At 43.2% G+C, this 12,567-nt stretch carries 13 protein-coding genes; 10 read left to right on the top strand and 3 right to left on the bottom strand.

The features are described 5' to 3' along the window. The first annotated feature begins 62 nt into the window (after positions 1-62). The 8 genes from E2491_RS14230 (at position 63) to E2491_RS14195 (ending at position 8,124) form a co-directional block, all read left to right on the top strand. Entirely contained in the window at positions 63-812 is a 750-nt protein-coding gene (locus E2491_RS14230) for a DeoR/GlpR family DNA-binding transcription regulator (protein ID WP_134376297.1), read from the top strand. Between the two features lie 660 nt (positions 813-1,472). Next, on the top strand, positions 1,473-1,847 hold the full coding sequence (locus E2491_RS14225; RefSeq protein ID WP_134376296.1) for a DUF6173 family protein: 375 nt from the start codon (positions 1,473-1,475) through the stop codon (positions 1,845-1,847). A gap of 270 nt (positions 1,848-2,117) precedes the next feature. Further along, positions 2,118-2,876 carry a MerR family transcriptional regulator gene (locus E2491_RS14220; RefSeq protein ID WP_134376295.1) on the top strand — a complete coding sequence of 253 codons (759 nt, stop codon included), beginning with the start codon at positions 2,118-2,120 and terminating at the stop codon, positions 2,874-2,876. Between the two features lie 137 nt (positions 2,877-3,013). After that, positions 3,014-3,874: an AraC family transcriptional regulator gene (locus tag E2491_RS14215; RefSeq protein ID WP_134376294.1), complete on the top strand. Its 861-nt coding sequence runs from the start codon at positions 3,014-3,016 to the stop codon at positions 3,872-3,874. Between the two features lie 129 nt (positions 3,875-4,003). Next, positions 4,004-5,149 (top strand): Gfo/Idh/MocA family protein, encoded by a 1,146-nt coding sequence (locus E2491_RS14210; protein ID WP_134376293.1) that lies wholly within the window; start codon positions 4,004-4,006, stop codon positions 5,147-5,149. A gap of 114 nt (positions 5,150-5,263) precedes the next feature. Next, complete coding sequence (locus tag E2491_RS14205; RefSeq protein ID WP_134376292.1) at positions 5,264-6,076, top strand: EcsC family protein; 813 nt, start codon at positions 5,264-5,266, stop codon at positions 6,074-6,076. 75 nt (positions 6,077-6,151) lie between these two features. Continuing rightward, positions 6,152-6,670 carry an NUDIX domain-containing protein gene (locus E2491_RS14200; RefSeq protein WP_134376291.1) on the top strand — a complete coding sequence of 173 codons (519 nt, stop codon included), beginning with the start codon at positions 6,152-6,154 and terminating at the stop codon, positions 6,668-6,670. 125 nt (positions 6,671-6,795) lie between these two features. Beyond that, the gene (locus E2491_RS14195) at positions 6,796-8,124 is read left to right on the top strand and encodes a hypothetical protein (RefSeq protein ID WP_134376290.1); all 1,329 of its coding nucleotides are present in this window, start codon (positions 6,796-6,798) and stop codon (positions 8,122-8,124) included. 52 nt (positions 8,125-8,176) lie between these two features. On the opposite strand, the gene E2491_RS14190 is transcribed toward E2491_RS14195, so the two are convergent. Together E2491_RS14190 and E2491_RS14185 are read right to left on the bottom strand one after the other, a co-directional pair. Further along, positions 8,177-8,683: a GNAT family N-acetyltransferase gene (locus tag E2491_RS14190; RefSeq protein ID WP_134376289.1), complete on the bottom strand. Its 507-nt coding sequence runs from the start codon at positions 8,681-8,683 to the stop codon at positions 8,177-8,179. Between the two features lie 3 nt (positions 8,684-8,686). After that, positions 8,687-9,676 carry a glutathione S-transferase family protein gene (locus E2491_RS14185; protein ID WP_134376288.1) on the bottom strand — a complete coding sequence of 330 codons (990 nt, stop codon included), beginning with the start codon at positions 9,674-9,676 and terminating at the stop codon, positions 8,687-8,689. Between the two features lie 155 nt (positions 9,677-9,831). On the opposite strand from E2491_RS14185, the gene E2491_RS14180 reads away from it, so the two are divergent. Beyond that, entirely contained in the window at positions 9,832-10,899 is a 1,068-nt protein-coding gene (locus E2491_RS14180) for a C45 family autoproteolytic acyltransferase/hydrolase (RefSeq protein ID WP_134376287.1), read from the top strand. A 13-nt stretch (positions 10,900-10,912) separates the two neighbouring features. Here E2491_RS14180 and E2491_RS14175 read toward each other — a convergent pair whose 3' ends face one another. Continuing rightward, on the bottom strand, positions 10,913-11,488 hold the full coding sequence (locus E2491_RS14175) for an HAD-IA family hydrolase (protein WP_134376286.1): 576 nt from the start codon (positions 11,486-11,488) through the stop codon (positions 10,913-10,915). 145 nt (positions 11,489-11,633) lie between these two features. Between E2491_RS14175 and E2491_RS14170 the strand changes: the two genes are divergently transcribed. Continuing rightward, positions 11,634-12,452 carry an undecaprenyl-diphosphate phosphatase gene (locus tag E2491_RS14170; protein ID WP_208528083.1) on the top strand — a complete coding sequence of 273 codons (819 nt, stop codon included), beginning with the start codon at positions 11,634-11,636 and terminating at the stop codon, positions 12,450-12,452. The last annotated feature ends 115 nt before the right edge of the window (positions 12,453-12,567 follow it).

Here is a 12,567-nt window from a genome sequence, read left to right as displayed (position 1 = left end):
GTTAAATGCATAAAATGTGGTAAAATAAGAATGATATTTCATGAACAAAGGGGTTAACAAACATGCTTAAAGAAGAACGTCAGCAAAATATCCTGCAAATACTTAATGAAGAACATAAAATTATCGCAAGCGACATGAGCCGGAGATTATCCGTTTCAGAAGATACGATTCGAAGAGACTTAAAGGAACTTGATAAAAAGGGATTAATTAAGAGAGTTCATAGCGGGGCGCTCAGAATTGGACCTCCTGTGGTTGATTTCACTACACGACAGCACATATCAAGTGACATCAAAACGAGGCTGGCTAAAAAAGCGATGGACTTTATCAATGATGACATGGTAATTCTGATTGACGGCGGTACGACAAACTTACAATTTGTCAAACAAATACCTCTATCACTGAAAGCCACGGTTATCACCAATAGTCCGCCAATTGCGATGGCGCTCGGAGAACATCAGGATGTCGAAGTCATTATGGTGGGAGGGACCTTATTCAAACAATCCATGGTGAATTTAGGTATCGATACTGTTGAAGCTTTGGATTCAATGAGAGCGGACCTTTATATTATGGGTGTATACAACATCGATCCCCATATTGGAATAAGCGTACCAAGCATTTCCGAGGCGCTTGTTAAAAGAAAAATGGCCAATATCTCAACTGAAATTCTTGCGATGGTGACATCAGATAAATTAGATACAGTCTCCAATCATATTATTTGTCCGACAAGCGAGTTAACATATTTGGTTACAGAGAACGTCAATGCGAATGTGAAAAAACTGTACAATAATCATGAGATTGTCGTGGTGGAATAATCTGCTGGTGAGATGAAGTGTTTTAAGAGTGAGGAACCGCTTCTTTGATGGAGTGGTTTTTCATGGTGCTGAATGCATAAGCCGTGCCGGGTCATTCCTTCGCTTTCCGCGGCCGCGCGGTGAGCCAGCTGTGCTACGCACATCTGTCTCACCTGTCGCTTCACTGCCGCAGGAGTCTACGGAATGACCCGGCACTTAGTGAATTTACAATTTCATGAAAGGTCGTTGTAAGTGTACAAACCTTCATCAGAATTTTATGACCATATAATATTATCTCGTGAACTATACATATTATTTAGCGAAACACATTCGTAATCCCATCAATGAAATTTAGCTTTTAATTACTTTTTTGATCTATCATTATATAATTCATTTTAATTGAACATTCTGAACAATAAAGGTAAGCTTTTTGTAAGGAAATGTTAGGGAGGGGTTTGATGAATAATAAAATAAAAGGTACTTTGCTGTTTGTTGCAGGTTTACTCGTTGGTGTTTTTATTGTACCGCCTCTATTTTAACCAGTAAATCCATCCATGCTGTCCAGATATGGGCAGCATGGATGGATTTATTTGTGAGTTGATCGTGTAGCAGTAACTAAGATGATTCGTGGTAAAATATAGTTAAAGAGTACAAGGTCACAAAATGAAGGAGTGCAGTGTCATGGAATTTAAACCGCCGAATGTGCCGGATCCTTCCGTTATAAAGCCGATTGAACAGCGGTTGGCTGAAGAGAATTATGCGAGTGCTTTTTATACAAAAATTGTTGATATGATCAAAGAGTTTGAGAAAGGGCTGGATCGAGATCATGAAGTGGGAGCGAGGCTTGTCAATTATGGACAGTCGGTTCAGTTTCACATTCAGGATCTCGGCTATTATAATCCGAGCCTGATCCGGTTTATGGGGACACTGGATAACGGATCGCGTATTGAATTGATCCAGCACGTGAATCAGATCAGTTTTATCTTAATGGCGCTGCCGAAACTGAAAGAGGATGAACCGCCTAAGCGGATTGGGTATAAGCTGGCTGAGGAGTAAGCTGGTTCCCAAGATTTTAGACGAGGTTCAAAGAATTTGCGTTTTGTTTCGCAGAATGTTGTGCCTGGTTCGTAAAATATGGGAGGCAGTTCGCGTGATTTCATGCGTGTTTCGTAGAATTGTGATATTTGACCTATCCGGATTTTGTCCACTTAAGCCTTCCGAACAGCCATTTCACAAACCGAAATGGCTTTTTAAAATTTTTTATTTTTACCTGTTGACCTTCACGTTACGTCAAGCCTTATGCTGAGATTGTCAGGAGGGGATCACATGGAATATACCGTTAATCAGCTGGCGAAGTTATCGGGAGTCAGCGGCCGCACTCTTCGATATTATGATGAAATTGGGCTGTTAAAGCCGGCCAGGGTCAGCTCGTCCGGTTACCGTATTTACGGGCAGAGGGAAGTGGATCTGCTGCAGCAGATCTTATTTTACCGGGAGCTCGAGGTGAGTCTGGAGGAGATCATCCGGATCATTTATCATCCGGAATTTGATCAGGTTTCGGCTTTGCAGCAGCATTATCAGCGCCTGCTTGAAAAACAGTCCCGTCTTGAGCAAGTCATTTCAACCGTGAAAAAGACGATTGAAAGTAAAGAAGGAGGCATTCCAATGTCAGATCGTGAAAAATTTGAAGGGTTTAAAGAAAAACTCATTCAGGATAACGAAGCGAAATATGGAAAAGAAGTGCGTGAGAAGTACGGGGATCAGGTAGTCGATGACAGCAATGCGAAGATGATGGGGCTGTCGGAGGAAGATTATAAGGAGATGCAGGAGGTTGAACAAAGCTTTTTCGAGCAATTAAAGCTTGGTTTTGAAACGGGCAATCCTTCATCAGAGGAAGCACAAAATGCCGTTGAACTTCATAAAAAATGGCTCAGCTACACCTGGCCACAATATTCAAAAGAAGCGCACGCAGGTCTTGGAGAAATGTATGTCAGCGATGAGCGATTCACCGCTTATTATGATCAACACATTCCAGGCGGTACCGCATTTCTTCGTGATGCGATCAATGTCTATGCAGGAAAATGATTGAAAAGAGACGAACCCTTTTAATATGGGGTTCGTTTTTTTATGGAGAATGATTAAATGATCCTGTTCACACAAAGCAAAAACGGACAGGTTTTGTTTTCCCGGATGAATTAAGATGAAATCAGGGAGTGATATTGATGAATTGGATCCAGTCTTTACAGGCATCTATTGATTATATTGAGGATCATCTTTTAGAGGAGCTGCCGACAGAGAGGATTGCACAGCAGGCCAATGTTTCGCCGTTTCATTTTCAGAGAATGTTTACCCTGCTGACGAATATGCCTGTCGGGGAGTATATTCGAAAAAGAAGACTGACGCTCGCTGCGCACGAGATTGTCAGGGATCAAATTAAAATCATTGATGCTGCTTATAAGTTTGGTTATGACACTCCTGAAGCATTTTCAAAAGCATTTAAAAAACAGCATGGTCTTTCACCGAGAGAAGCAAAAAGTGGCAGTGGAAAGTTGAAATACTATAACCGCCTGGTGATCCAGGTGACATTGGAAGGGGAAAAGGCGATGAATGTTGAGATGATTGAAAAAGGGGCTATCAGACTTACAGGGGTGAAGCGGGAGGTATCGATGGAAAACGGAGAAAATACAAGAGAGATCCCGAAGCTCTGGCAGGAAGTGAATCAGGATGGAACGACAGCCGAGCTTGTGGCTATGAATGATGGTGAAATCAAAGGGGTGCTCGGTGTATGTGTGGATAAAAGCAGTGAAAGGCCTTATTTATTGGATTACTGGGTTGCCGCCTCGCATAATGGAGAAGGAAATGAGCGATTTGAAAAGCTTGAGCTCCCTCCATCCAAATGGGCAGTCTTCGGAGTGAAAGGTGCTATGCCGCATGCTATTCAGGGGATGTGGAAACGCATTTATTCAGAGTGGTTTCCTGTCAGTGGCTATAAGCATGCAGGAACGCCGGATCTTGAAGTGTATCCGGATGGAGATCCGATGAGTGAAGATTATTATTGTGAAATTTGGATTCCTGTTAAATAATGGATTAGAAAAACGGAGCGCGTATGTGTGCTCCGTTTTATGCTGTTTAAAAATTCTGCCTATTAATTTCTGAAAAATCCAACAAAATCATTTAAAATAATAGTAGATTTCAGAACAGGGGGAGTGCAGATGGGGAAGATGATTCGGGCAGCTGTGATTGGCACGGGTTTTTCAGCAATGGCACACTTGGAAACGCTTAAGCGATTGCCTGGGGTGGAAGCGGCGGCAATTGTTTCACGGTCATTTGAAAAAGCCGAAGAAATTGCGGCTGAATATCGGCTTGCTTTTGCTTATGACTCGATTGACGAACTGTTACATAATCCTGAGATTGATGTAGTACATAACTGTACGCCAAATGTATTGCATTATGAACTGAATAAGAAGATTTTGCTGGCAGGTAAACATGTGCTTTCAGAAAAACCGCTGGCGTTAAATAGTGAGGAGTCAGAAGAGCTGCTGGAATTGGCTCGATCAAAAAATCTGGTGCATGGTGTGTGCTTTAACTACAGGCATTATCCGATGATCGAAGAAGCCAGAGTAAAGGTCTCGTCACATTCATATGGAAAACCTCATTTGATTGGAGGAGGCTATCTTCAGGACTGGTGCTTGTATGATACAGATTACAGCTGGAGAATGGATCCGGACCTGAATGGGCGATCTAGAGCGGTTGCGGATATCGGATCGCACTGGTGTGACACAGTGCAACACGTACTTGGTCAGCGGATCGTGCGTGTATGTGCAGACTTGTCCATCGTTCATCCAATGAGAAAGAAACCGCTTGAAGGGGATTCTTCCACTTTTTCAAACGAAGAAACTGATCGATACGAAGAGGTTCAGATTCATTCTGAAGATGCAGGAAATGTACTCGTTCAATTTGAGGATGGATCAAAAGGAATGTTCAGTGTTTCGCAGGTAACAGCTGGAAAGAAAAATCACCTTCATTTTACCATTTCGCTTTCAGACGGAACGCTTGAATGGGATCAGGAAAACCCGAATCAGCTGTGGATCGGGAAGCGTAGCGAGGCTAATCAGCTTTTAATGAAGGATCCAGGCCTGCTGACAGACAGTGCCCGGACTTACGCTCACTATCCGGGTGGTCATCAGGAGGGATGGCCGGACTGTCTGAAAAACCTGATGATTTCTTTTTATGACTCTGTGAGAGACAGTGGAATGGGGAAACAGGATTTTGCAACGTTTGAGGATGGTCATTACAATATGAAAATTGTGGATGCGATTTTGAGGAGTTCCGGGGAGGAGAGGTGGGTTGAGGTGTGAGCATGGGGGACGGAGCGGGTGTTACTTTTTTGAAAAAAGAACACCCGCTCCGTCCCCGTTTTGAATCTTTAACCCATCTTCATCCGTAACATAATCATTACGGAAAGGGCGGGAATGATTATGGAGTCACAGCACGAGCTTTTAGCAGAGTTGAAGAAGATTGAGAAATGGGAGAAGGATCAGAAGGGTGGCTGGATTTGGGATAAGCTGATCCGCCTGCCGTTTAAGCTGCTGGATAAGTTTACGCCGAAGTTTATTCAGAATAAAATTGGTGAGCTGCTTGATGAGCTGGGCAGTTTTATTCAGACGGGTGGACGGTATTTGTTCAGTGAAAAAGCGGTGTTCCGGTTTCTTGAGAAGACGTCCGGCTGGGAAGTGACGCAGCTTTCTGATTTTGATCATGTGCCGATTGAAGTGATGAAAGAGGCTTCTTTGAAGCTTGGTGGGCGAAGGAAGCAGACGGCAACGGTTCAGGGGGCAAGTACAGGAGTCGGTGGAGTGTTCACGCTTGCGATTGATATTCCAGCAATTCTTGCGATGTCACTGACCACTCTTCAGGAAATTGCGATGCTTCACGGTTATGATCCTAAGGACAAAAAAGAAAGAGTGTTTATTTTAAAATGTCTTCAGTTTTCACTCGCTGATGTAGTGGGGAAAGAAGCCATTTTAAAGGAGTTGTCCCAGTTTGATTCTGAAGCAAAATCAAGGGATATGGCTTCACAACTGCAAGGGTGGAGAGAGGTAACGCTCACCTTTACAGAACAATTTGGATTTAAAAAGCTGCTGCAGATGGTGCCTGTTGCCGGTATTCTTTTTGGTGCGATTTCCAACCGGTTTTTAATTGGGGATCTGGCTGAGGCTGGTACGATGCTGTACCAAAAGAGAAGAATTCTTGAGCGGTTAAAGAAAGAAGAGCAATTGACTTAAAAAATCTTGAGCTATCCCGGGCTGATTACAGAGTCCGGGTATTTTACACTTTTAAAGACAAAGGGGGATGGAAACATGTTTAGAAAATATTACGGGCAGGATCATTTGCCGGACTTACCAAAAAAGAAAATACGAACGGCTGTCAGAGCCATTATTTTTAAAGGGGATCAAATAATGGTGGAAAGGTCAAATGTAAATGACGTTAAGCTGCCAGGAGGCGGGGTAGAGAATGGAGAAACGCATAAACAGGCGCTTATACGTGAAATCAAAGAAGAAACAGGATATACATGCCGCCATGTTGGTGAGAAAGTTGGGGAAGTGATTGAGCATCAACGGGATCTTTTTGAAAAAGACACCCTGTTTGAGATGATTTCACACTACTATATTTGTGAGATTGATGCTTCTGATCAGTCTGATCTAAAACTTGATGCATATGAAGAAGAGCTTGATTTTACACCTGTCTGGATGACATTAGAAGAAGCAATTGCCTTAAATAAAGCTGCTGATGAAAACGGTACGGGTAATGGCTGGATCAGACGTGAGAATGATGTGTTTGAATTGCTGGGGGACGGAGCGGGCGTTCCTTTTCGATAAAAGGAACATCCGCTCCGTCCCCATGTTACATAATTACCATTCTATTTCGAAAATGACATTTACCATTCAACTTATGTAAAATTTCTGTTACGCTTGTTAAAGTGTTAAAGAAGGGAATTTTATATATGTTTTATAAAGTGATTGTTACAGCGGGACTCGCACTGCTATTAGCGAGCTGTATGCCGGCAAGTCAGGCAGCAGAACCATTTAATCCAAAAGATCATCATAATCGTTTAATTCCGTTCTCTGCTTTGGAGAAGCAGGGGGTACCGAAAAATTTATTATATCCAATTGAAGAATATACAGATGAAACGGCGGCTGAAGTGCCGGCTAAAGTTGTGTTTAATGATTTAGAGAGCTATGTTTCTGTTCCTTTTTATATGGGGGGAACGGTTGAATTGACGACTACTTATAAAGGTGTTGGTGAAGGTTTTGAGGGGGCAAGTTTTGCGATTGATGTCACGGAGCATGAAAGTGGCAGGACTTCTACCTTTTATCTTGACCGGCAGGAATATAAAGATTTTTATGAGGAATTGAAAACAAAACGTGCGGATGTTTATCTCACAGGGTATTTTCCGCCGGAACGTGAAACTGGTGACGTTTCAGCGACTGGATTCATTTCTGATTTGCAAGTATTGAAGTATACAAAAGACAGAGATTTTGAACCGTCAGAGGAATTACAGCAGTTTATGGCTGAAAAGGGAACGTCTATTTCAGCAAGAGATGTGAAGTACGATCCTTATGCGCATAATGGACGATATTTTGCCCTCGAAGGTCAGGGACAGTTGCTGCAGCATCTGGATGGATCAGAAGCTGATCAATTATTAAAAACACATTTTAAGATGAAAGTATCTTCATGGAGTTCAGATTATACCGATCACTGGACATTATATTTTGACCGTGAAAAGTTTGCGGATCTATATGAGGATGCGCTAAATGGGTTTGTCCGTCTTAAGGCGATTGGACTGTATGAAGATGATATCACTTCAAGATATGATCTTCAGAAAGCGATCGTCCGGGATGTTGAATACGAAATGGTAAAACCTTCATTTACGCCTGTTTCAGAGCAGGGAACCGATTTTATGAAGCAGCACAATGTTTCACTTGAAGGAAAGAATTTTTTTTATGAGACATTCAACCATTTAGATCAGCCTTTTTTTGCAGAGGGTACAGCAGAACTGGTTGATGTTTTCCCGGGAAATGAAAAACTGAAGGGGCTTGAGGATCAGTATGTGGCGATCCGTCTGAGATATGATCCTTTTGTTGACCAGTATGTGGATCTGATTTATCAGGTGGAGCATTGGATGTTGTTATTAGATGTGGAGAAGCATAATGAGTTAATACAGCGTCTGCAGAAAAATCCGACAAACATTAGAACGATTAATGTGATTCCTTCAGAATTCTACGCAGAGGGAGATCGTCCGGTTGGCGTTGTGCAGGAGGTAGAGTGGTAGAGAATATTTTGCCTAAGTATAAAGTAAAAACAGGTCTGAATCAGACCTGTTTTTACCCGTGGATTTTTTTCCTGAACGCTTTTACAATAATTCCGTCATTCGCCGGCTCGAAGTCGTACTGAGGCATTCTTTCAAAGCCGTATTTCGCATAAAGGGCGATCGCGTCTTTCATAAATTCTCCGGTGTGGAGACCGATATAGTCATAGCCTTTTGCTTTGGTGCGTGCAATGCATTCGTCAATCAAGGCGGAGGCAACACCTTTCCCGCGGGCTTCCTGACTAACGGCAAGAACACGGATTTCAGGATAGTCGAGCTCGTCTACATACCCTTCGTAAGCATCCGTTTTTGCCGGGAATAATGCCACACTGCCTAATATGACGCCATTTACCTCAGCAACAATCAGATCGACACCTTCCTGCTGATCGGCATCTGAGGAAATCGCTTTTTTTAGCGCTGCCCAATGTTCTGTAGGGATATTTGAACTGTGCTCTTCATAAGCCTGAACCCGCTGTTCTCTGATGAATGACAGCTCTTCTTTACGTGCATTCCGTAAGATCATCGCTTATTGCACCTCAAAACGCAGGAATTTGTCCTGATGCTTACTCAGCTTCTCGCGGTCATGCGCTTCATGCCAGACGGAAAGGTCAGGGCCTTTTGGCAAAATGCGTTCATCTGTCTGATCAGGATTGATGGTAATCGACAGATGATAATGTTCTTTGATCGCATCAAACTCTGTCGTATCTCCGAAGCCCTCTGTCTGATACAGATCGCGTGCATAACCCCAAAGGTTCGGGAACTCACGAAGAAGATTCCGATTAGTATTGAAGCCGTTATAGTAAGCGGCATCAAAGCGCGCCAGTGTCGTATAAAGTCTTACATCTGAATCCGTAATGAAGTTGCCATGGAGAAAGCGATTCGTTTTCAGATGTTCTTCAAGCTGATCCAGCCGGGCGAACAGTGTATCGAATGCTGCTTCATACGCCTCCTGAGACTGGGCAAATCCACATTTATAAACGCCGTTGTTCACCTCGTGGAAAATGATTTCGTTCAGCTCGTCTATCTGAGGACGAAGGGCTTCAGGGTAAAGATCAGGTGCATTCTCTTTGTGAAATGGACGCCACACCGTTTCAAAATAATTGGTCAGCTTAAAGTAATCGTTGTTCACAGCTTTTCCAGTCGTGGTATCGACTATTACAGGCACAGTCGGACGCCCTGTATAATCAGGATCTGCTTTTAGATAAACGTCACTTACATACTGAATGCCAAGTTCCGGGTCCTTATCGTTTTCATCAAGCGAAAACGCCCAGTCAACACGACCGATTTTTGGACGAAGCGGACTTGCTTTGCCAAGGCTGATCGCATCTTCAAGACCCAGCACCTTTCTTACAATGACTGCACGGTGAGCCCATGGACAGGCGGCAGACCAGAGTAAGCGGTAGCGGCCAGCTTCAACAGGGAGCTCGCCGTCGTTCGATCCAAATGGTGTAACAAAACGGTTCGTCTGGCGTTTAAATGAACCGTCTTTACTGATTTCAACGGGTTTTTTTGACATGATATTCCCTCACTTATCTGAAAGTTATCAATACTCTGTTTCGGTTATCTCATTTCCGAGTAAAACAATCAAGAATAACAGCTCGATGATTATGTTTTGATTTCATGATGAATCTCTTTTAGACTGATGAGGAGCCAAATATTGGAGGGAACAGCATGAAATCAATTTATAGCGAGATCCTGCAATTTCGTGGAACACATTACGATTTTGGTCGGTTTCAGGGAGAGAAGCTTAAGGATTCCTGGACTGTCAAAAATCGTGAAAAGCAGTGGAGAGTAAGAAAACCGAGATTTACGGTTGAAATAGAGGAAGCGAGACAGGCTATTGTCAAATTTGCACCGGGTTTATGGGAGGAGTTGAATGGCCTCCGTGATGCGCTTGACTGGCCGATGGAAAGAATTTTAATGGAGTTTGGCGGTTATCGTGTAGATTATAAGCGTTCAGGGTGTTCGATTTTAACGGGTGATGGCTATTTGATCAGAAATTATGATTATATGCCGAAAACGTATGAAGGGCGATACAGCTTTTTTCAGCCAACTGATACCGGTTATGCGATCGCAGGTCCTACCCAGCGCATTACAGGGCGAATGGATGGGATGAATGAACATGGGCTTTCTATGGGATATAACTTTATGCACCGTAAGAAACCCGGTGACGGTTTTATCTGCTGTGCGATTGGAAGATTGATTTTGGAATCGTGTGCAACCGTTGAGGAAGCGATTGATATGCTGAAGGAAATTCCCCACAGACATTCGTTCAGCTACACAGTATTTGACAAAAGCAATCAGTCGTTTGTAGTGGAAACGTCACCGCGTGGCGTTGCGGTCAGAGAGGCAGATGTGTGCACGAATCATTTTGAGATCATGAAACAGGAAAATCGTCATCATCTTGTAGATTCCATGAAGCGGATGGAAGCGATGAACAGCCAGAGGGATCAGATCACAACCGCCTATGATGCGTTTCGTCTGATGAACGATAAGGACAAAGGTGTCTTTTCTGAGCTGTATGATCAATGGGCTGGAACGATACACACAGCTGGCTATTTACCAGGTGAAATGAAGACATGGATCGCACTCGGTGGCAATCAGGAGCCTGTTGAATTTGATTTCGGACAATGGCTTAAGGGAGAGGACTTCAGGCTGGAACAGATTCAAGGGGAAGTAAATACGGATCTGCCGTTTGTTCATATGGAAGACGGTGCTTACTGGAGTGCACGTAAATAAAAAAATGGACTTCTCACCGGGGAAGTCCATTTTTAAATACACGGAAAAAATCGTGATAGTTTTCAAGGTGGTAATCTGCGAGTTGACTATCGTTTTGAAATAAACAGGTTGCGATACCAAGCTTCTTAGCCGGGATAATATCCAGTTCACGATCACCAATTGCCAGGTCAATATGGTGTCTTTCGTGAAGGTACTGATAAGAAGCGGGATCCGGTTTGCGCGGAAAGCCGTGGTCGATCGTAACGATTTCTGTAAAGTAGTCAGTAAAACCATGAAAATCAAGAATCTCTAAAGCGCTCTTTTGATCCTTATGTGTCATGATGACGTTTTTATTTGCAGACTTCAGAACGGCCTCCACGCCATTAAAAGGGACCATTTCATCCGGAGAAATCTGTTTTGTTAGGTCATCATAGGTTTTGCGTTCTTCATTAGAGAGATCAAAGAAATTCAAAGCGTGAGAAGCGGAAATCTTTAATTGGGTATATGCTTCCTCCTGAGATGCCTTACCAACCAGTACATCATGTAATCTTTTCGAGTAAGCAGGGTATGTATCGAAAAGCGTTCCATCAAAATCCCATAGTATATTCATAGTGTACCTCCAGTGTGAATGTAAAATAGTGGACACATAATAAGGTCTATTTCACCTGTTTTATCCATAGAAAATAAAGTATGATTTTCTTCTTTATATCTTAACATCAATTCATCTGTTTAAAAGGAGATTGCATAGAATGAGTATGTGGGAGCTGTTTGTCGCTTTTTTGCTCGGTTTAGTGGAAGGGTTAACTGAATTTGCACCGGTTTCTTCAACAGGTCATATGATTGTGGTAGATGATTTATGGCTGAGATCCTCAGAGTTTCTTGGCAGTCCCGTCGCCAATACGTTCAAAGTGGTTATTCAACTGGGATCTATTTTAGCGGTGGTTGTGATTTTCAGGCAGCGGTTTATTGATTTGCTGGGACTGAACAAAGAGACAAGGGGAGAGACTGGAAAGCTTCGGCTGACCCACGTCATTGTGGGGTTGTTTCCGGCAGGTGTGCTTGGACTTTTGTTCGAAGATTATATTGATGAGAATCTGTTTTCGCTGGAAACGGTACTGATCGGACTTGTCGTTGGAGCCTTTCTGATGATTGCTGCTGATCTTTTCAGCGGGAAAAAAGTGAAGGTTGAAACGGTTGATAAGATTACATATAAGCAGGCGTTATCGATCGGATTGATTCAATGCCTGTCTTTATGGCCTGGATTTTCAAGATCCGGCTCAACGATTTCAGGAGGAGTTCTGCTTGGACTCAGTCACCGGGCAGCGGCTGATTTTACGTTTATTATGGCTGTGCCTATTATGATGGGAGCCAGCGGGATTTCGCTGCTTAGTAAATGGGAGTACTTTACGATGGATATGCTGCCGTTTTTTGCGGTTGGGTTTGTGAGTGCGTTTGTGTTTGCGCTTGTGTCGATTAAGTTTTTCCTGAAGCTGATTAACCGGATTCGTTTGATTCCGTTTGCGATTTACCGGATTGTGTTGGCAGGTGTGATTTATTTGCTTTATTTTACTTGATAGGATTCCTGAAACCGTGCCGGAGACATCCTTCGCTTTCCGCGGCCGCGCGGTGAGCCAGCTGTGCTACGCACATCTGTCTCACCTGTCGCTTCACTGCCGCAGGAGTCTTCGG

Source organism: Jeotgalibacillus sp. R-1-5s-1 (assembly GCF_004405105.1).
Taxonomy (GTDB): domain Bacteria; phylum Bacillota; class Bacilli; order Bacillales; family Jeotgalibacillaceae; genus Jeotgalibacillus.
Note: the sequence above shows the minus strand (reverse complement) of the source record. Positions and strands in the feature narration are given on the sequence as shown.

Excerpts from the sequence above, each read along its gene's own strand:
- E2491_RS14215 (WP_134376294.1), top strand. The coding sequence starts at position 3,014 with ATGAATTGGATCCAGTCTTTACAGGCATCTATTGATTATATTGAGGAT.
- E2491_RS14200 (WP_134376291.1), top strand. The coding sequence starts at position 6,152 with ATGTTTAGAAAATATTACGGGCAGGATCATTTGCCGGACTTACCAAAA.
- E2491_RS14205 (WP_134376292.1), top strand. The coding sequence starts at position 5,264 with ATGATTATGGAGTCACAGCACGAGCTTTTAGCAGAGTTGAAGAAGATT.
- E2491_RS14185 (WP_134376288.1), bottom strand. The coding sequence starts at position 9,676 with ATGTCAAAAAAACCCGTTGAAATCAGTAAAGACGGTTCATTTAAACGC.
- E2491_RS14210 (WP_134376293.1), top strand. The coding sequence starts at position 4,004 with ATGGGGAAGATGATTCGGGCAGCTGTGATTGGCACGGGTTTTTCAGCA.
- E2491_RS14230 (WP_134376297.1), top strand. The coding sequence starts at position 63 with ATGCTTAAAGAAGAACGTCAGCAAAATATCCTGCAAATACTTAATGAA.
- E2491_RS14180 (WP_134376287.1), top strand. The coding sequence starts at position 9,832 with ATGAAATCAATTTATAGCGAGATCCTGCAATTTCGTGGAACACATTAC.
- E2491_RS14220 (WP_134376295.1), top strand. The coding sequence starts at position 2,118 with ATGGAATATACCGTTAATCAGCTGGCGAAGTTATCGGGAGTCAGCGGC.
- E2491_RS14190 (WP_134376289.1), bottom strand. The coding sequence starts at position 8,683 with ATGATCTTACGGAATGCACGTAAAGAAGAGCTGTCATTCATCAGAGAA.
- E2491_RS14195 (WP_134376290.1), top strand. The coding sequence starts at position 6,796 with ATGTTTTATAAAGTGATTGTTACAGCGGGACTCGCACTGCTATTAGCG.
- E2491_RS14225 (WP_134376296.1), top strand. The coding sequence starts at position 1,473 with ATGGAATTTAAACCGCCGAATGTGCCGGATCCTTCCGTTATAAAGCCG.
- E2491_RS14170 (WP_208528083.1), top strand. The coding sequence starts at position 11,634 with ATGTGGGAGCTGTTTGTCGCTTTTTTGCTCGGTTTAGTGGAAGGGTTA.
- E2491_RS14175 (WP_134376286.1), bottom strand. The coding sequence starts at position 11,488 with ATGAATATACTATGGGATTTTGATGGAACGCTTTTCGATACATACCCT.